This window comes from Zhouia amylolytica (assembly GCF_900116365.1).
In the GTDB taxonomy this organism is placed as follows: Bacteria; Bacteroidota; Bacteroidia; order Flavobacteriales; family Flavobacteriaceae; genus Zhouia; species Zhouia amylolytica.
In genome coordinates, this window is record NZ_FPAG01000008.1 from 152,413 (window position 1) to 172,742 (window position 20,330).

At 37.4% G+C, this 20,330-nt stretch carries 12 protein-coding genes; 11 read left to right on the forward strand and 1 reads right to left on the reverse strand.

The window, feature by feature from the left end; all coding sequences use genetic code 11:
• Positions 1–239 precede the first annotated feature (239 nt).
• From BM361_RS14085 to BM361_RS14105, 5 genes are all read left to right on the forward strand, one after another.
• A complete protein-coding gene (locus tag BM361_RS14085) occupies positions 240–716 on the forward strand; it encodes a hypothetical protein (protein ID WP_139226726.1) in 477 nt (158 codons plus the stop codon).
• A 55-nt stretch (positions 717–771) separates the two neighbouring features.
• Positions 772–999, forward strand: coding sequence for an SHOCT domain-containing protein (locus BM361_RS14090; RefSeq protein WP_074979667.1), 228 nt, complete (start codon positions 772–774; stop codon positions 997–999).
• A gap of 155 nt (positions 1,000–1,154) precedes the next feature.
• Complete coding sequence (locus BM361_RS14095; RefSeq protein ID WP_074979669.1) at positions 1,155–2,222, forward strand: glycoside hydrolase family protein; 1,068 nt, start codon at positions 1,155–1,157, stop codon at positions 2,220–2,222.
• Positions 2,223–2,334: 112 nt separating this feature from the next.
• On the forward strand, positions 2,335–3,726 hold the full coding sequence (locus BM361_RS14100) for an alpha-L-fucosidase (RefSeq protein WP_074979822.1): 1,392 nt from the start codon (positions 2,335–2,337) through the stop codon (positions 3,724–3,726).
• Positions 3,727–3,733: 7 nt separating this feature from the next.
• On the forward strand, positions 3,734–4,441 hold the full coding sequence (locus tag BM361_RS14105; RefSeq protein WP_083425959.1) for a GDSL-type esterase/lipase family protein: 708 nt from the start codon (positions 3,734–3,736) through the stop codon (positions 4,439–4,441).
• Between the two features lie 23 nt (positions 4,442–4,464).
• Here BM361_RS14105 and BM361_RS14110 read toward each other — a convergent pair whose 3' ends face one another.
• Positions 4,465–8,625 (reverse strand): hybrid sensor histidine kinase/response regulator transcription factor, encoded by a 4,161-nt coding sequence (locus BM361_RS14110; RefSeq protein ID WP_074979674.1) that lies wholly within the window; start codon positions 8,623–8,625, stop codon positions 4,465–4,467.
• Positions 8,626–8,903: 278 nt separating this feature from the next.
• On the opposite strand from BM361_RS14110, the gene BM361_RS14115 reads away from it, so the two are divergent.
• From BM361_RS14115 to BM361_RS14140, 6 genes are all read left to right on the forward strand, one after another.
• On the forward strand, positions 8,904–12,062 hold the full coding sequence (locus tag BM361_RS14115) for a SusC/RagA family TonB-linked outer membrane protein (protein WP_074979676.1): 3,159 nt from the start codon (positions 8,904–8,906) through the stop codon (positions 12,060–12,062).
• 12 nt (positions 12,063–12,074) lie between these two features.
• On the forward strand, positions 12,075–13,949 hold the full coding sequence (locus BM361_RS14120) for a RagB/SusD family nutrient uptake outer membrane protein (protein WP_074979678.1): 1,875 nt from the start codon (positions 12,075–12,077) through the stop codon (positions 13,947–13,949).
• Positions 13,950–13,965: 16 nt separating this feature from the next.
• Positions 13,966–14,787, forward strand: a complete 822-nt coding sequence (locus BM361_RS14125; RefSeq protein ID WP_074979680.1) for a discoidin domain-containing protein — start codon at positions 13,966–13,968, stop codon at positions 14,785–14,787.
• Between the two features lie 156 nt (positions 14,788–14,943).
• A complete protein-coding gene (locus tag BM361_RS14130; RefSeq protein ID WP_139226727.1) occupies positions 14,944–16,572 on the forward strand; it encodes a discoidin domain-containing protein in 1,629 nt (542 codons plus the stop codon).
• An 18-nt stretch (positions 16,573–16,590) separates the two neighbouring features.
• Positions 16,591–18,189, forward strand: a complete 1,599-nt coding sequence (locus BM361_RS14135; protein ID WP_083425961.1) for an arylsulfatase — start codon at positions 16,591–16,593, stop codon at positions 18,187–18,189.
• Between the two features lie 147 nt (positions 18,190–18,336).
• Positions 18,337–20,319, forward strand: coding sequence for a glycoside hydrolase family 97 protein (locus BM361_RS14140; protein ID WP_074979684.1), 1,983 nt, complete (start codon positions 18,337–18,339; stop codon positions 20,317–20,319).
• The last annotated feature ends 11 nt before the right edge of the window (positions 20,320–20,330 follow it).

Here is a 20,330-nt window from a genome sequence, read left to right on the forward strand (position 1 = left end):
ATTAAAAAGATAAATTGATCGTTTTATATTTCCATTTCTTCACCATTCTTTTAACACTCGTGAATTTAAGGTGATTTTCAGATGGGCATTAAAACAGGTCACTCGTGCCGAAACTTTTTAATTGGTTTTGAATGAAATCAAATATTGTATGGAAGATTAGTTTTTGCGGTGTTGTAAGTCATTTTAATTCAGGTGTTTAGTTGTTAAATTGTGTTGTTTAAATTATAAAAACAAAGGCAATGAAAACTAAAATCGGATTTTGTTTGGCATTCATTATGACGATGGTTTTGCTGGGTTGTGCTCAGGAAAAAAATGTTCAGGCAGATGAAATGTTAAAAGACGAAACGAAACAAAATGAAATTATGACAGCTATTGTAGAAGATCATGAAATGATGATGAATATGATGGACCATATTAAAAAGAACGATCATGCCATGCAAATGATGCGTGGTGATTCTGTTATGATGTATGATATGATGCAGGGTAACCAAATGGTTGATTTGATGAGAGGAAGCCCAAAAATGATGGGAACTATGATGCAGCATATGATGAAAATGGCTACTGAAGATACCACGGCATGCAAGGCTATGGGCAGTATGATGATGGGTAATGAACATATGATGCGTATGATGCAAGACCTCATGCATGAAAAGGGAATGATGGGGAATGGTAAAACCTCGCAAATGCACATGGAACAACATCAACATGATAATTAAGCTTAGGTGTTCGGCGTAGCATTAATAGTTAATACACTAACATAATGAAGGGGTAATGATGAATGAATGGAATTGGCACGGATGGGGGATGCATGGAATCGGTTGGGTCTTTTGGATTGCAATTATATTAATTGTTGTATGGCTCAGTTTAAGAAGTGCTTCAAGGAAGGGTATAAATAATAGTTCGACTCAAGATTCAGCACTGGAGATTTTGAAGAAGCGGTATGCCCGAGGAGAAATCACCAAAGAGGAGTATGATGAGGCTAAAGAACGAATTTCCTGATATGTTTTTGAGTAATAATGATAGCATCAAAATCGGACTAAAGTCCGATTTTTTTTGTTTCTCGGGTTTTATGAATTCTTACAGATCAGTTTTTTCTGAAAACGAAATAGTAATATATTTAGGCTTCACCAAAGCTGTAATTTAAATTGAAGAGAATGAAAGCAAGGAATTTTACAAGATTAATCGTTTGCGTATTAATTATATCAATAAACAGTTCTATTAGTGCTCAGAACTCATTTCATCAACTTTCTTTTATAGCTAAGAACCTGGAGTGGAAAGGTGTTGCGGTTGAAGATGAAGACTATACATTATGGGGCGCTTCACCGGTTATTGGTGATGACGGGAAAGTACATCTGTTCTTGGCAAGATGGCCGGAGAAAAATGTAGATCCGGCATGGAGGAAGTCTTCTGAAATAGCTCACTATGTTGCGGATCATCCCGAGGGACCTTTTGAATTTTCTGATGTGGTTCTTAAGGGAACCGGAAGGGATACCTGGGATCGTTTTGCACCGCATAATCCGGAAATCAGGAAAATTGGTAAAAAATATGTTTTATTATATATCGGTAATACCGATTATCATCAACCTCCACATCCGGCCAATCAGTCAATAGGGATGGCTATTGCAGCATCTCCATACGGCCCCTGGAAAAAGGTTGGTAAGGATGGACTTATTTTAAATACCGAAGATGCTTCGAAATGGAATTATAAGTCAGGGAATGGCATAGTGAATCCTTCACTATTAGTTTTTAACAATAGGTATTATTTGTATTTTAAATCTATGGGACCATCAGGTCTCAAATATGGGTTGGCTATTGCAGAAGATATTGAAGGACCTTATGTGATTCAGGACAAACCGGTGACGGCTAATAATGGAACCCTGGAAGATGGGGTGGTTTTTTATTATAATGATTCAGTTTATTTATTAACCACCGATAATCATGGTCATAATACCGGTGTTGTGGGAGGAGGTACCCTGTGGAAATCTCAGGATGGAATTACCTTCGACATCAAAGATGCTTCGGTTGGATATTTAAGGTTACCTGAATATTATGATGGGTATGATCCTGAAAAGGTTGTTAAAATATACGGATCAGCTCCGAAGCTGGAAAGACCCAAGATACTTATGATGGATGGAAAGCCCGCTTATTTATACGGTCCGAGTGGCTGGAATGTTTATGGTGATGAACGTACTGTTTGTTATGTTTTCAAGATCAACCTTTAATTAAAGTTATAATTAATTAGGTCTTTTGTACTAAAATATTTAGTTTGGCCTTTTTAAAGCATTTTATCAATCTTGCTAATTGGGTTTAATTGTTGATATTCAAAAGAAAAAAATGAAGTATAGCCTTTACTTAATAATTGTCATATCTTTTATTGTAAGTCAGAATGTTACGGGGCAATCAACAGAAAGTATTGTTCCTCTACCTAACAAGGCCCAATTGGCCTGGCAGCAGGCTGAGCTTGTGACTGTTTTTCATTATGATCTTCATGTTTTTGATGGGGAGCAATACAACCAGAGAAAAAACAGGATTACTCCGATTGCTAATCATAATATTTTTAATCCCGAAAAGTTAGATACTGATCAGTGGATCAGGGCAGCCAAGGATATGGGGGCTAAGATCGCTATCCTTACTGCCACTCATGAGACAGGATTTGCATTATACCAATCTGAGGTGAACCCTTACAGTATGAAAGCGGTTAATTTTAAGGAGGGCAAAGGTGATATTGTTCGTGACTTTGTAGCTTCTTGCCGTAAATATGGTATACAACCGGGTATTTATATTGGGATCCGCTGGAATTCTTTTTATGGAATTCACGATTTTAAAGTTCAGGGTAATAGTGAATTTTCAAAGAACAGACAACAACATTACAATCGTATGTGTGAGGGGATGGTGGAGGAATTAACCTCGAACTATGGTGATCTAGCCATTATTTGGTTCGATGGCGGGGCTCATGGGCCTGAACAAGGCGGACCTGATGTGCTTTCTATCATTGAGCGCAATCAGCCGGGAGCTATTTTTTATCATAATTTAGATCGTTCTGATATTCGATGGGGTGGATCTGAAAGCGGGACTGTACCTTATCCGTGTTGGGGAACTTACAATCAACCTTCGTGGTTTGCAAATCGTGGAGATGATGTGGGATTCAAGCCTATAAAGCATGGTTTTCCAGAAGGGAAATACTATATGCCGGCAATGAGTGATGCCCCATTAAGAGGATACAATGGGCGACATGAATGGTTTTGGGAACCAGGAGACGAGGCACATATTTTTCCTTTGGAACATTTGATGGAGATGTATTATAAATCGGTGGGTAGAAATTCAACTTTAATTATGGGTCTTACGCCAAATCCGGATGGATTGATGCCTGAACCGGATGTACAGCGATTAAGGGAGTGGGGAAAAGAAATTAAGCGAAGATTTAATGAGCCTTTAGCTAACACTAATGGAACTGGAAAGAAATTAACGATGTCCTTTAAGAAGCCCAAGGAAATCAACCATTTTATAATTAAAGAAGATATATCGAAAGGAGAACGTGTGCGTGCATTTATAGTTGAAGCACAGACTGAACGTGGGTGGGAAATACTCTTTGAAGGATCGGTTATCGGTCATAAGTTTATTCATTCTTTTGATAGGCTCGAGGTTTCTAAAATACGTCTTAAGGTTAAAGAATCGGCAGGGGTTCCGCAGATAGAGAGTTTTGAAGTTTTTAATATTAATAATTAATTCACTAATGATGAATCCATTAAAAGTTATTGGATGTATTGTGCTATCGACCTTCTTTTTATTTGGAGAGGATGAAACCAAAACTACTAAAGTGGCATGTGTAGGGGATAGTATTACCTTTGGTGCTCGATTGGAACAAAGAGATTTACACTCTTATCCTGCCCAGTTACAGACGCTATTGGGAGCGGGGTATGAAGTAGAGAATTTTGGAATTAGTAGTTGTACGCTGCTCAGAAAGGGAAGGCCTACTGTATGGAATCAGCTATCTAAAATAGAAGCTTCAAATCCGGATGTAATTGTTATAAGTCTGGGCACCAATGATACTTGTGGAATGGGAACTTGTGGTGATCGTAAGTGCTGGGAGTACCAAGATGAATTTGCCGATGACTATCGGGATCTAATTGATCGATTAGAATTATTGCCAAGCAAACCAGAGATTATTATATGTGCTCCAACTCCTATGGTTTTGGAAACTCCCGGGTTGAGTGATACACGAAAAAATGGTTTGATTATAAGGAAACCTCGTCTTCAAACCCTGATAAAGATAATTAAGGGGGTAGCTAAGGAAAAGGATGTGGTGTTCATGGACTTGAATACGCCTTTGCAACATAGACCAGAATTATTTACAGAAAAGGATGGCGTTCATCCCAATAAAGCTGGGTATCTTGAAATAGCCCAGTTGATCTATGAAAAAATAAAATCTATCGGGGACTAATTTTTGACAAGATTATTGCATGCTTATAAATTTTGAAGGTAATTTATAGCTTCTTCAATTCCTTTTTTGTGACTCATCTTCTTTAATTCTGAAGGAGATAAACCAAACTCTTGTTTGAAACATCGGGTGAAATATTGGGCATCATTGTAACCCACCATATAAGAGGCTTCGGAAATTCTATACTTTTGATTTAAAATGAGCATCGCAGCTTTCTTAAGTTTTAGTTTTCTAAAATACTCTTTGAGATTTTTACCTGTTATCTCCTGACATTTTTTGTAAATAACCGAATAGCTCATAGAGAGTTCTTCGGTTAAATTTTCCAGTTTGAACTGAGGGTCGTCTATTTTTTCATTTAAAACATTCGTTAGTTTTTCAATGAATAAAATGTCTTTAGTTTTTTCAGAATCCATGGTAGGTTCAATGAGGGAATCGACCTTAAGTTTTGAAATAATAGCGTTATTTCTTTTAATCAAATTTTCGATTCTTACAAGGATCTCTGAGGGGTTAAAGGGTTTATGGATATAAGAAATGGCACCGGTACTTAAGCCTAATATTTTAGATTCGGTTGCATTTTTAGCAGTCAGTAATATGATAGGAATATGGGCAATGCTTTTAATTTTAAGGAGCTTTTTAGCCATTTCTATCCCATCCATTTCCGGCATCATTATGTCACTAATAATGATATCGGGTTGTACTTCTTTGCCTGTTTTGAGTCCTTGCAATCCATTTTCCACCGTTAGTACCGTATAATAGGGAGCCAACAAATCTTGTAGAAATAACTGCATTTCTGTATTGTCTTCTACAATTAATATTTTAATATTTTTATTAATAGTATTGGTGTATTCAGGGTACTCCCACTCTGGTTTTCTTTCCGTGTTGAGGTGTTGATTTAATAGTTTTTCAGTGTTTGATTCTTGTTCATTTTTATTAATGATAATCACCTTATCATCATTTTCAAACAAATCGTTATTTGTAGAGAGTGTAATTTTAAAATGGGCTCCTTTAGTTTCCATCGGGATAATTTCAAGTTGCCCATGATGCAAGTCTATAAGTTCTTTACAAAGAGCAAGTCCGACTCCTAGCCCTTTCGCTTTTTTACCGGCTTCAGCCTGATAAAAAAGGTTAAATACATTACTGATCTCATCTTCCGGTATTCCCGGTCCTGAATCAATCACAGAAATTTCTACAGATTTATGCTCAGGAAGAACGGTTAACCTGAGTATTATTTGTCCACCAATGGGTGTTAATTTAAAAGCATTGGAAAGTAAATTATATATAATATGTTCAAGCTTTGCGATATCATACCATAGATAAACCGGTTTATCGGGGAATTCCCAGATAAAATCGATATTCTTTATTCTTGCATGTTCACTATAAGATAATGCAATTTGTTGCAGGTCTGCTTTAATATCTTGCTTAGAAACATGAATCTTTAATTGATTGAGTTCCTTATTACGGATGGTGGTAAGTTCGGTGGTAATTCTTGAAAGCCTTTGGGCATTATATTTGATGAGTTTTAAACGTTGTAATAGTTGTTTATTGTTCTGATCGACCTTCCTGAACATATCATCCAGGGGGGCAAGAATTAGTGTAAGTGGTGTTTGAATTTCATGAGACATTTTGGCGAAGAAATTCATTTTCATCGCATAGAGTTCTTTTTCCTGATTGTATTGCCACTCTTCTTTTATGAGCCTGTTACGCATTTTGTACCAAAGGAATACTCCTGTTATGGCTGATAATATAAGTAATAGGTATAGTGCATAGGCCACATTGGTTTGCCACCAGAATGGTTTGATTCTAATATCTAAAGACCGCTGCGGGATATTCCATGATTCTTCATTATTTCCGGCCTTTACTTCAAAAGTGTAATTTCCTGAAGGGATGTTGGTGTAGGTGGCAATTCTTTGATCTTTTGCCGTAATCCATTTATCGTTAAATCCTTTTAAACGGTAAGCATAAACATAGCTTGGTTTTAATACATCATAAATAGCTGAAAAGCGAAAGGAAAAAGAGGACTGATTTGCTGTTAATGTTAGTTTTTCAATTTCTTCAGGATTATTAGGAAGTCCTTCGCTGATAATTTCATGTACTGGTTTGTTGAGGATCTCAATCTCATTGATAAAAAGTTTAGGAGCCTGTTTTTCTTTGATCATGTTGTTAGGATCAAATGAATTAACTCCATTGATTCCTCCAAAGAACAGTGTATTATCTGAAGATTTAAATGAGCTTTTAATGATGAACTGATTTCCTTGCAACCCATCCGCTTCATAAAAGGATTCTAATGATTCTTTGGTTGAATTAAATTTATGGATTCCCTGTTCGCTGGATAGCCAAAGGTTATCGTTGGTGTCGATCTCGACGGATTTGATATTTATGTTCTTTAACTTTTCATGATTCCGAAATGAGAAGCTGGTGTTTGTCTCCGGATCAAAACGGATTAAATAACCAGGTCCCGTATTAAACCATAAATTACCTTGACCATCCTCTACAATTCCATAAATATTATAACGTGGTAGTCCGTCTACATTATTTTTAGGTCTGTAGTTAGCAAATTTAAAATTTGATTCTTGCAGGTTGGTATCATTTTCATGGAACCTGAAAACCCCACCACCGATTACAGAGATCCAAATGGTCTTGTCTTTACTTTCAAAGAATGTTAATCCAAAGGCTCCTTTTAAACCGTTTGAATTTTTACTATAGTTAGCCAGGAGGTTTTGGTTACTATCAAAGACATGAATTCCGTATAAAGTATAGACCCAAATTCTATTTTTTGAATCTATATAAAGGTCGAGAACGTTGTTTACATTTATATCAGGTATGTGCTCTTCCAGGGCGAGTTTTTTAAAGGTATTTGATTTAGGGTTATGAATGTGTAATCCGTTTTGATACGTAGCAATCCACAGGTTACCTTTTTCATCTTCGGTCATTTTTTGAATATACCTACCCGGGAAATACAGTTCATTATTTTGGTTGTTGTTGTAATTGATCTTTTTCCCGTTTTTGAGGACTTTGGTAAGCCCCTCACCATCTGTACCTATCCATAAAGTTTGGTCGTTTGATTTACAAACTGAAAGAACTCTTGTTGGGGTGTTGTCAGGTAAGCCACTAAAATAATTTATTTGAAATTTATTGTTGGCTAATATGTTAACGATGCCTCCTTTAACTACGATCCAATGGTTGCCAAAATGATCTTCATCAATATGTCTTATAGTATTATTACTTAATGAATATTTGTTTTGGTATTGATGCTTGAAGATCTCTATTTCGTCGGAGTCAGGATCGATCTTAAAAACTCCATCTCCATCTGTACCCGCCCAAATGATACCTTTTGAATCACAGAAAACAGTTCGAAACATGGTATGTCTGTTTGTATTGGTGTTATTTTGGACAGGATCGTGTTGCTTGAAGGATTGTTGTTTGGGATCGTATGATAACAATCCGTTTTGTTCTGTAGCAATCCAGAGTTTATCATTTTGATCTGCCGTCAAAAAGATGATGTCGAACAGGTTTTTATTTATGGGAGTTTCTAATTGAATTAATTCCTTTGTTTTTAAGTTGAAGCTGTAAATGTTGTTATCGGTAGTGCTAATCCATAACATCTTTGGAGTAGTAAAAGTTAAATCTACAATTCCTTCTATATAATTCTTGTTTTTTGGAAGTGTTAATTGGTGTTTAAATGTGTCGTTCTGGTAATCGTATGAATATAAGTTCCCGGCATTCGATCCAAACCAAACTTCTTCCTGTGCCTTGGAGGCTATACTCGTGATATTACCTGTGTTAATGTATTTGGAAAAGTCCGCTATGTTATATGATTCATCAAATTTAACCAGGTGACTGCTTCGAGATGCCAGCCAAAAATTATTGTTATGGTCTTTTTCAAACTCTACTTCTCTGTTACCGGTATAATTTTCACCAAAAAAATGGGTGTAGGGTAATTTGATATAATCATAACCATCAAATTTATAGATCCCATTTAAATCGGTTATCCATATATATCCATTAGCGTCTGTTTCAATCTGCGATGTCAGATTGAATTTTTTATTTAAATGTTTAAAATTGTTGTTGGTTTGTCCGTTTGAAAACTTTATGCTACTTATTAGCAGTATTAAAACAATCCACCCAACCCGAAAATTCAGGGTATAATTTATAATGATGTTTCTTAAGATTGTTTTTTCCGTATTCATGAATATTTGGTTAAAATATTAATGGATTTCGCACTAATAATTCCTTAACAAATATTTGTAAAAAACTTCACATATCCATGTTTTGAGTTGGTTTTAGGGGGGATAAATGAATATGTCATGGTTTTTTGATGAAAATATCCTGCCTCTTCGCGCAACAAAATTTAAAGATTTGTAAACAGTCAATTTGAATGTTAATAGAACATTAAGACTTCTGATGTGATATTAAAAATTCTGAATTGAATTGAGAACAAAATTAACCAATAACAAAATTATTAACTATGAGAAAGCTGACTAATAAGGTCTTTTTGCTTTTTGGCTTATTACTTCTGATGAGTTTTGTATCTGTAAATGCACAGGAAAAACAAGTTACAGGGGTTGTAAAAGATTCTGAAACCGGTGTACCAATACCGGGTGTAAATATCTTAATTAAAAACACAAGTCGAGGAACCACTACTAATTTTGATGGTGCCTATACTATTGATGCCAATGCGAATGATGTTTTGGTATTTACTTATTTGGGGTACAAAAGCCTGGAGCAAACTGTGGGAAACCAAACAACTATTAATGTTTCATTAACTATTGAAGCTTCTCAACTCGACGAAGTTGTAGTAGTAGGATATGGAACTCAAAAAAGAACTAATGTAACCAGTTCGGTTGCTACTGTTGATATGGAAGAAGCTTTGGGGGACCGACCTGTATCGAGTACTGCCCAGGTACTCCAGGGAACCTCTCCTGGATTGGAGATTGTAACGGGGTCAGGAAGACCTGGTCAGGGGTCATCTATTAATATCCGGGGATTTACTTCTATCAACGGAGGTGACCCGCTTATTTTGGTAGATGATGCTGAGGTACCTTCTATCGATGATATCAACCCAAATGATATTGAATCTGTATCAGTATTAAAAGATGCAGCAGCTGCTTCTATTTATGGAGCCAGAGGTGCTTTTGGTGTTGTTTTAATAACGACCAAAAAGGGGAGGAGAAATACAAAACCTACGGTTAATTATTCTGTGAATACTGCGATGACTTATGGTACGGATTTACCCGAAAAACTTGGATTAGATGCTACAGTACGTAAATACCAAGAATGGGAAATACAGAATAAGGCCGGAAGAGATGTCGATACCTGGGTGTCATTTTTAGATGATTATGCTGTTAACCCCTCTAATTATCCAGAAGGTTTTGCGGTAGACCAGTTCGGTACAAATTATCCGCTCAGACCTACCAGGGACTGGTGGGATTTAGCCTTTACCGAAGGATTAGAAACGATTCATAATTTTGATTATTCAGGTGGTAGTGAAAACACCAACTACAGAGTGTCCGTAGGTTATACTGATCAGGATGGTATTTTGATCACCGGAAAGGATTCGTATAAACGTTATAATTTGAATGCTACCCTTAATACTGATCTTTCTGATCAGATTACTATGAGTGCCAGCTTTTTTTATAAAAATGATCTAAGAAAGACTCCGAATGTAATGTGGAGAGCTTTTGGATATGGGGTATTGACCGGACCATGGGCAAATTCAGGTTATTATGATGATGCTCAAACCGGAGAATCTATTCCGTATGCTACCCCAAACAATTTCCTTAGGTTGGAACCTGTGGTTCGTGACTTTGGAGATGATATTCGTTTAAATGGTAGTTTAACCTGGAAACCTCTGGATGGACTTTCATTCAGATCGGCATATACCTTTAATAAGACCACTAATAATAGAAATAGTGTTACAACGGGAAGTGTCTATAAGGATCCGGTGGGTACTCAGGACGTGATCTTCGGTCAGAACACAAATTATTATAAGTCAACCAATACGGTAAATTATCATTCGTTGAACCTGAGAGCCAATTACGAAAAGGCTTTTGGTGACCATAATTTTGGAGCCATGATTGGTTTGAATTATGAAAAAGCAGAACGTGAAGGATTTAATGCCAGCAGACAAGATTTAATAAATATTGATCTTCCTGCATTAAGCACGGCTACCGGTCAACCTTTTGTAGGCGACAGTTATTATGATTGGGCTGTTGCCGGTTATTTTGCCAGGGTAAACTATAATTATAAAGAGAAGTATCTATTGGAATTATCCTCCAGATATGACGGATCGTCCCGTTTTGCGAAAGGAGATCGCTATGTGTTTTTGCCATCGGCATCGGCGGGTTGGGTAGTTACGAATGAGTCATTTATGGAAGCTCTTAAACCGGCTATTTCTTATTTGAAATTCCGAGGATCTTATGGTGAAATCGGGAATCAACGAGTGACCCGATTTGGTGTACAGGATTACTACCCATATTTACCAACCTATCCGGTAGGGGAATCGGAATGGGTTAATGATGAAAATATAAACTTTGTTACTTTGTTTGCTCCACAATTGGTAAGTGCCGGGTTTACATGGGAAACCGTTCGAACACTTGATGTAGGGGCAGAGTTAGCCTTTTTTAATAATCGATTGTCCAGTACATTTTCCTGGTATCAAAGAGAGACTTTGGGAATGCTAAATGAAGCAATTGAATTACCGACCGTTTTAGGTACGGGCGCTCCTCTTCAAAATGCTGCGGATTTAGAGACCAAAGGTTGGGATCTGACACTGGAGTGGAAGGACAGAATTGGAGAGAATTTTAAATATTCTATCGGAGGAAATCTATATGATAGCAGATCTTATATAACACGTGTTGAAAATCAGAGTGGGACTATTGACGGTCTTTATGTAGGCAAAGAGTTAGGCGAATTATGGGGCTATGAGGCTGATGGACTTTACAGCGTTGATAATTTTGAAGAGGCTATCCCTGGGGCTTTCACAGATTTTTTCACTTTAAAGGACGGTATTGCTCCATTTGAAAACAGGGATCATTTGCCGGGCGATGTTCGTTTTAAAGATTTGAATGGCGATGGTGTTGTAAACGATGGATTAAGGACTTTGGAAGATCATGGAGATCTTAGACGTATAGGTAATAACAGAAGGAGATATCAATATGGAATTACAGGTTCGGCTGCGTATAAAAGCTTTTCATTATCCTTCTTTTTACAAGGTGTAGGAAAGAGAAACAGAAACATATATACTCCTGTGATGTTTCCTATAATTTCTGAATTTTATTCGGGGATACTTACCCATCAGGCAGATGCATGGTCTGCAGAAAATCAGGATGCATTTTACCCGCGGATTTTAAGTAGAAATTACGGATTGGCTGGTACACCTAACTCGAGATATTTATTTGACGTTTCTTATTTAACCATTAAAAATATCTCACTTGCCTATGAACTTCCGAGAGCGTTTTTGGATAAGATGAATATTAAAAAACTAAGATTGTCATTGTCAGGAGAGAACCTATACACTTTTGATAACCTTCCTAAGGGTGTAGCGAGTGATCTGCAGGCAGAGAGTGCTGGTGCGGGGTATCCGTTGCTTCGAAAGTATAGTCTCGGGATTAATGTTTCATTTTAAAAAATAGAAGAGATGAAGAATAATATAAAATATATAGATAAGCTGTTGGTTGCCTTAGCATTAATTTTAATGGTCTCGTGCGATACAGAGGAGTTTTTAGACCGATCACCGCGAGAGGAATTACCAGGGCAAGATGTATTTAATAATAGCGGAAGTATCAGAACTTATGCCTGGCAGTTTTATGATGCCTTTCCTGCCTACGACCAACGTGGTTGGTATGGGGGCACTGATCAAGTTCATGGTAGTAAATCTACCATTCAGTTAAGAAGAGGAGTTAGTAATCTAGCCATGTGGGCGGATAATGATTCTGATTTAATGATGAGGGGTGGCCAGAATACTGAGTCTGATTGGATATGGAATCGTGTGGACACACCGAATTCGAGTTATGATTATTCTGCTGCTTACCAAAATATAAGAGCTATTAACTTAATGCTGGATGGATTGGAAAAATCTACCGCATTACAGGAGGCGGAACTAAACCATTGGAAAGCTGTAGGTCTCTTTTTCAGGGCATATAATCATTCAGATTTATTGAACCGTTATGGAGATATAGTTTATGTAGATGAATTACTTAACGATGCCAGTGATGAATTATATGCAGCAAGAACACCAAGAGATGAAGTAGCCTCTATGATTTTAGGTGACTTAATCTGGGCAAGAGATCATGTTGAGTCTTCGTTTAATGAGCATTCAAATGCTATAAACAGGGATGCTATAAATGCCTTTATTTCCAGATTTGGATTGCGTGAAGGTACCTGGAGGAAGTATCACGGTTTGGGAGAGGTTAATAAATATCTGGAGGCTTCGGTAGCAGCCGGGGAGGAATTATTGCCGAAATATCAATTGCATCCCAATTATGATGAGGTTTTTAACAGTGAGGATTTATCCGGAGTTAATGGCATTATTCTTTACAAGCGTTATGAGGAAGGAATTACAGTACATCGAACTACTCAGGAAACCCGAAATGGAAATGCTGGAGAGGATCTCACAAAAAAAGCTGCGGATCTTTACTTAATGACCGACGGACAAACACGCTGGACCAGTACTTTGTTTGAGGGGGATGATTCCTTCAATGCAGAGACCCGTAACCGGGATCTACGGTTTTATTATACCATTACACCACCATATATTGTTGACCTTAATGGCGGGCAATGGAATCCGACGGCCAATCCTTCTGACGCTGAGTTTTTCCCATTTATGGAGTCTTTATCAGATGACTTACATAAAACTCTTCCTTCTGATGACTGGAGAGGTTCCTTAACAAGAGCTCAACCAAATTTTGTATTGAATCCTTTAGAAGGATGGAATACTACTGCTACCGGCTATCGTTGTTGGAAATTTTACAACAGGCTTGTAACCGGAAACAATAATGTGGATATCAATGATGCTCCGATTTTTAGAATAGGAGAGGTTATGGTGAACTATGCTGAGGCTATGTATGAGTTGGGGAGATTTAATCAAACAGTTGCAGACGAAACCATAAATTTATTAAGGGACCGTGGAGGTGTTGCTCACCTTGCTGTAGGAGCCGAGCCATCGGATCCGACCCGTGATTCAGATATTACACCGACACTTTGGGAAATACGTCGTGAAAGGGCTATCGAGCTCATGGCGGAAGGGTTTCGGTTTGATGATATCAGACGTTGGAGAAAAGGATCTTATCTCAATGAACAAAAATTGGGGAGATGGATAGACAAAACCAGTACTAATTTAAATACGGGCTATTTCTTTTCAAGTATGCCGATTCAAAACGGAGCAGATAAAGGTTATATCGCAATGGATGGGGTTCCACCAGTTTGGCCGGAATATTACTATCTGCAACCGATTCCGATTAATGAATTAATTCTAAACTCTAATTTAACACAGAACCCAGGTTGGGAGCAATAATTAAAAAGGATAAATCATGAAAAAACAATATTGCAGGCTTATAAGAGTGTTTGTTTTGTCTGGTTTCATACTGGGCTTTACAGCATGTTCGGAGGACGATTCTGAAATTGTAGTGGGAGGATTACCTGAGGCTTCTTTCGAAGCTTCAAATATAACGATTGAGACTGGTGAAACTATAACGTTTAATAATACTACCGAAGGTGAATATACACAGGCAAGTTGGTATTTTGAAGGGGGCTCTCCGTCTGTGAGTAATTACTATAACCCTGAGGTTACCTACAATGATCCGGGTGTTTATGATGTGAATTTAATAGTTCGAAATGAAAATGGTAAATCGGAGGTAAGGAGACAGGATCATATTACGGTGAGCGCCCCACCTATTTATGGTAGTCCAGACCGGCCATTATCAACAACTAATTGGACTGTTCATTCGGCAACTACTGAGCAATCGGGAAGGGAAAAGGAATATTTAATTGATGGGGATGTAAATACATTTTGGCATAGCAGATGGTCGGAAGAACCTTTTGGTGATCTTCCCGAAGATTTTGTAATCGATATGGGTGCCATAGAAGCAGTTTCCGGGTTTCTGATAACCCAGAGGCAATATAATGGTCGTGCAGGTTCTTATAATGTTCACGCTAAGGATATTGTGCTGGAAGGAAGTGTCGACAATAACTCCTGGATGCCATTGCTTGAAGCACAATTGGAGCAGAAAGATGAAACCCAGGCCGTTACTTTAACAGTTACCGGTACGGAAGAATTCAGGTATTTCAGGGTGACCGTATTGACAGCCTACAATAGTGTTTATACTGCTATTGCTGAAATAAAAGCTTTCTAATCTAAAGTACAAACCATTATTATTCAATTTTAATGGAATAAACCAATAGGTAAGGTTATGTATTACTTACATGTTTTTGTTTTATAGTTTTAAAATGTGACCCAGTGTAACACAATGCCTGGGTCACAAAAAAAATGATTGAAAAAAGAAAAAGAAATGATAAAATTTAATGAATCTATAAAGTCGTTAGCACTTCTATTGTTTATTACCATAAGCCTTTCGTGCAGCTGTAGTAAGGATAAGGAAATAGGGGAGGATGATCCTATTGCTGAAGAAGAGATAAAGGCAACAGGGGTTTATACCTCTGATAAAACTCAGAATGTGAATGTGGTATATTTTTACCCAAAAGGAACGACTCCATTACCTAATTATCATAAAAGATTGTCGGGTATAATGGACTATATACAAGGTTTTCTGGCCGATGAACTCGAAAATTACGGATTTGAAAGAAAGGAATTTGGTTTACAACGGGATACAGGAGATAATTCATTGATTAAAATAATCCCAATTGAAGGAAATGAAACAGACTATACCAATGCGTATAGTAAAACACGACAAGAGGTTAGAAATTATTTTGATGCCCATCCTGAGGAAGAATCAAGTTCCCATACCGTTATTTTTCAACCAAGTGTGACTGGAGAATCGGGGTGTAACTTTAATGTTGGTGGAGCATTACCTTTTACGGGAATCAATAATTGGGGATTTGTTGTTGATTATAAAGAGTTGGATATGAGGCATTTTAGAACAGGTACGACTGAAGGCGACTGTCTGAAGGTAGGGTCAACGATGCATGAAATTCTTCATTCATTTAATATACAGCATGATCGGGAGCGTTATGGCCAGGAGTGGGAATGTGTAATGAGCGGAGGCGGAGGAAAGATATCCCGACAAGAGTCAGCAGGTAAAATTCATATTACCAAAACTGCCTGTGCTGTTCTGGACAGATCGGAGGTCTTTAATTCGGATGGAACATTTTACGGTGATCCTGACCTTAACATAGAACAGTTGCAAGTAGCTACTAATGATCAGGATGTGATCGTTTTATCAGCAAAGGTGAGTTCATCTTCAAAGGTTAAATATCTTGGGGTATTTCACGATAAGGCACCTTACATTATTAATCAGGATTATGATGCGATCAATTGGTTGGGAGCCATTAATGAAAATGGAGAGGTACGTATGGAAATGCCTTTACGTGAATTTTTTCCTGAGATGTTAATTGAAGGATCCGAATTGCGCATGCAATTAAAGTTTATTCATGAAGACGGAAGCCGAACCAATAAAAATTTCGTTTATACGATTGAAGCAGGAAAGCCTAACATTGATATAAACATAACATCAGAAGATGTACAGGAATTTGATAAATCGGCATGGGAAGTTCTTTCAGCAAGTTCTGATGAATCTTTTGCTCCTAAGGAAGCCTTGATAGATGGCGATATTACGACTTTCTGGCACAGTAAATGGACTGACCCGGCTTCTACCTTACCACAGAATTTCGTTATAGATATGGGAGCAGTTATGACAGTCAAGGGGTTGACCTTTGTACAACGACAGCAGACTGATGCTGCAAATGACGGACCTTTAAAAGTACATGTAAAAGATTATGAGGTGGCTGTTAGTACGGATGGATCAACCTGGACTCAATTGGGTGAGTATGCTTTATATCAATTAGTAAACAAACAATACAATATTTTTGATACTGAACAATCTTTTAGGTTTTTGAAGATTACAGTAAACTCTACGTATGAGAAAGATACGTGTGCATTAGCTGAAATAGGAGCTTATTAAAAGATTAAATAAAAAATTATGTTGAACAGTACTAAAAATCTTAGTTGTTTATATTTCATAGCAGTTGTATTTGTGGGCTGTACCGGGGGAATTTCTAAAGATGTAAAATCAGTAAATAATGGTGCAGCAGCTAAAGGCAGTAAGCCAAACATTATATACATTCTGGCTGATGATCTCGGGTATGGTGATCTTGGGGTATATGGACAGGAATTTATTGAAACGCCAAACATTGACTTATTAGCAAAGGAAGGGATGCTTTTTACACAGCATTACAGTAGTGCCCCAGTATGTGCTCCCGCGCGATTTTCATTGCTAACTGGAAAGCATTCGGGGCATTCTTTTATCAGGGGGAATGACGGATGGAAAGAGCGAGGTGACGTTTGGAATTATAAAGCAGCTATCGCTGATTCAACTTTAGAGGGGCAGCGGCCAATTCCATCAAAAACTGTTTTGTTTCCTAAGATGCTTCAGGAGCAGGGATATAAAACTGGTATGGTTGGAAAATGGGGATTAGGAGCTCCTCATACGGATGCGATACCAACAAAAATGGGCTTTGATTTTTTCTATGGATATAATTGCCAGCGGCAAGCACATACCTATTATCCTGTTCATTTATATAAAAACGATAAACGGGTATATTTAAAAAATGATACTATTCCTCCTGGTACAAAATTGGAAGAAGGCGCAAGTCCGTATGATGCTAAGAGTTACGAGCAATTTAATAAGGGTTTGTACAGTCCGGATCTTATGTTTGATGAGGTTCTTTCGTTTATTAATCAAAATAAAGATCAACCATTTTTTATGTATTGGGCAACACCATTGCCACATGTCGCACTTCAGGCACCAGCACGTTGGGTAAATTATTATGTTGAAAAGTTTGGAGATGAGGAGCCTTATTTAGGACAGAAGGGGTATTTTCCAAGTAAAAACCCTCATGCGACCTATGCAGCAATGATTTCTTATTTGGATGAAAACGTTGGAAAATTGGTTTCTTATTTGAAGAGTAAAGGATTGTACGAAAATACTCTTATTGTTTTCTCTTCGGATAACGGACCATCTTTTGCCGGAGGTGCAGAGCCAACTTATTTTGATAGTGCGAAGCCTTTTAAAAGTGAGTTTGGAAGAGGGAAAGGATTTGTATATGAAGGAGGTATTCGGGTTCCGATGATTGCAACATGGCCAAAAAGGATTAAAGCAGGAACAAAAACGGATCATGTTTCTATTCAATATGATCTTGCCTCTACCTTGGGCGATCTATTGGGTTTTCAAATGCCAGAGTCAGATGGAATCAGCTTTTTGCCTACTTTATATGGGGATCAACAGTCGCAATTGGAACATGAATTTTTAATGTGGGCTTATCCAGAATATGGAGGTCAGGCTGCCATCAGGATGGATGACTGGAAACTTGTGAGACAGCATCTAAACGATCAAAAAGCACCAACATTGGAATTGTACAATTTAGGTCAGGATAAAGCGGAACGATATAATGTCGCTCAGAAGTATCCCGATATTGTAGCTAAGGCTGTTGAACTTTTTGATGAACAATATGAAGAACCGGACTTAAAAGTATTTTCCATACCATTAATATCTGAAAGTCTTTTGATAAAAGATCAATAAATGGATGTGAAAATATGGTTTGTGAATAGTTGATTTGTTAGTGAATTCATGTCCATTCCTTTTGGGATGGACATGTTTTCCAAATGCAGTAATCAACTAAAATATTAGAATCAGATTGAATTATAAATTAAAATAAACATTAATAAAATGAAAAGAATGAAAAATAGGAGGTTCTGTGGATTTCATATCCTATTTCTTGGTTTACTATTACCATATACCATGTTGGGCCAGAATTATAGTGTAAGTTCACCAGATAGGGAAACCGTAATTTCTATAACAAATGAGCATCAGTTAAGCTGGTCTGTTTCTAAGAACGGGGCTGTGGTTATTCCTCAGGTAGTCATTGGAATGGAGGTTAATGGTGTTCAGTGGGGGAATAATTCTAAATTAAAGTCTAGTACTACTGAGGATGTTAAGAGTGAATTTGGAGTGGTTGTTCCATTAAAAAATAAAGTTGTTAAAGATGAATACAATCAATTAACCCTGAAATTCAAAGAAGGTTTTGCCATTGATTTTAGAGTATATAATGAGGGAGTTGCCTATCGATTTAAGGGGCTAAAAGGGAATGAAGCTGTGGTTAAGAATGAGACTATGAAAATTAGCTTTAACCCGGAAACCACTTCATTGTTTCCGTTAGAAAAGTCGACCTATTCGCATTATGAAAGATCTTATATACCCACCAAGGTCGATACGCTATCTAATGGTGAGTTTTGTTCTTTACCAGTGTTTTTTAAAAATGACGATCAAACACATATTCTATTTTCGGAAGCGGATGTCTATGATTATCCGAATATGTTTTTAAACGGGAATAAAGGAAATAGCCTTATAACTAAGTTTCCGAAGGCTGTTGCTAAAACAATACCCCAACCGGGAAACCGCATAGATAGAAATGTGATTATTACTGAAGAACATCCTTATATAGCTAAAACAAAGGCGAAAAGAAATTTTCCATGGCGATTTTTTGTTATCAGTAAGAACGATGCAACTTTCATTGAGCAGGATATGGTGTTGAAGCTTTCGTCTCCAAGTAAATTAAAAAATGAAGATTGGATAAAGCCTGGCCGTGTAGCCTGGGATTGGTGGAATGCTAATAATGTATTTAATGTGGATTTTAAGTCTGGATTAAATACGGCCACGTACAAGTACTTTATAGATTTTGCCTCGAAGCAAGGAATTGAATATGTGATACTGGATGAAGGCTGGACTAAGTCTACTACTGAAATCCTGGATTTTAATCCTGATATGGACGTTAAGGAGCTTATCCGTTATGGAGAACAAAAAGGAGTAGGGATTATTTTATGGTGTTTATGGAAACCTTTGGATGAAAATATGAAAGAAATATTAGATACTTATGCTGGATGGGGAGCAAAAGGGATTAAAGTTGATTTTATGCAACGTGCGGATCAGTATATGGTTAATTCTTATGAACAAATCGCTCTTGAATGTGCTAAGCGAGAATTACTAGTTGATTTTCATGGGGCTTATAAACCATCCGGACTACGTCGTGCCTATCCGAATGTGATCAGTTATGAAGGGGTTAAAGGGAACGAGCACAATAAATGGTCGCAAGATTTAACACCAACGCACAATGTAACTTTACCTTTTATAAGAATGGCAGTAGGGCCTATGGATTATACGCCAGGTGCTATGAGGAACGCACACCTGAAAAACCATCATATTAGTTTCGAACGTCCTGTGAGTATTGGAACAAGAGCGCATCAGGTAGCTATGTACATGGTTTTTGAAAGTGGACTTCAAATGTATTGTGATACGCCGAGTGCTTATATGAAGGAACAGGAAACTACGGATTATATTACACAGGTACCTTCTACATGGGACATGATAAAAGTTCTTCATGCAAAAATCGGTGAGTATATAGCCGTTGCCCGAAAAAATGGAGATGACTGGTATGTTGGAGCAATGACTGATACGAACTCAAGAGACCTTAAAATAGACTTTTCTTTTCTACAAGAGGGTACTTATGAGGCCTTAATTTACAAAGATGGATTGAATGCAGGAACTTATGCCGAGGATTATGTGTTGGAAAAAGTTGAAGTTGATAATCAAACAGTTATAACAGCTAAGTTAGCCAAGGGAGGCGGATGGTCTGCTATCATAAAGAAAAAGTAAATCTTAAGAAT

Excerpts from the sequence above, each read along its gene's own strand:
- BM361_RS14115 (WP_074979676.1), top strand. The coding sequence starts at position 8,904 with ATGAGAAAGCTGACTAATAAGGTCTTTTTGCTTTTTGGCTTATTACTT.
- BM361_RS14110 (WP_074979674.1), bottom strand. The coding sequence starts at position 8,625 with ATGAATACGGAAAAAACAATCTTAAGAAACATCATTATAAATTATACC.
- BM361_RS14100 (WP_074979822.1), top strand. The coding sequence starts at position 2,335 with ATGAAGTATAGCCTTTACTTAATAATTGTCATATCTTTTATTGTAAGT.
- BM361_RS14135 (WP_083425961.1), top strand. The coding sequence starts at position 16,591 with ATGTTGAACAGTACTAAAAATCTTAGTTGTTTATATTTCATAGCAGTT.
- BM361_RS14105 (WP_083425959.1), top strand. The coding sequence starts at position 3,734 with ATGATGAATCCATTAAAAGTTATTGGATGTATTGTGCTATCGACCTTC.
- BM361_RS14085 (WP_139226726.1), top strand. The coding sequence starts at position 240 with ATGAAAACTAAAATCGGATTTTGTTTGGCATTCATTATGACGATGGTT.
- BM361_RS14095 (WP_074979669.1), top strand. The coding sequence starts at position 1,155 with ATGAAAGCAAGGAATTTTACAAGATTAATCGTTTGCGTATTAATTATA.
- BM361_RS14130 (WP_139226727.1), top strand. The coding sequence starts at position 14,944 with ATGATAAAATTTAATGAATCTATAAAGTCGTTAGCACTTCTATTGTTT.
- BM361_RS14120 (WP_074979678.1), top strand. The coding sequence starts at position 12,075 with ATGAAGAATAATATAAAATATATAGATAAGCTGTTGGTTGCCTTAGCA.
- BM361_RS14125 (WP_074979680.1), top strand. The coding sequence starts at position 13,966 with ATGAAAAAACAATATTGCAGGCTTATAAGAGTGTTTGTTTTGTCTGGT.
- BM361_RS14090 (WP_074979667.1), top strand. The coding sequence starts at position 772 with ATGATGAATGAATGGAATTGGCACGGATGGGGGATGCATGGAATCGGT.
- BM361_RS14140 (WP_074979684.1), top strand. The coding sequence starts at position 18,337 with ATGAAAAGAATGAAAAATAGGAGGTTCTGTGGATTTCATATCCTATTT.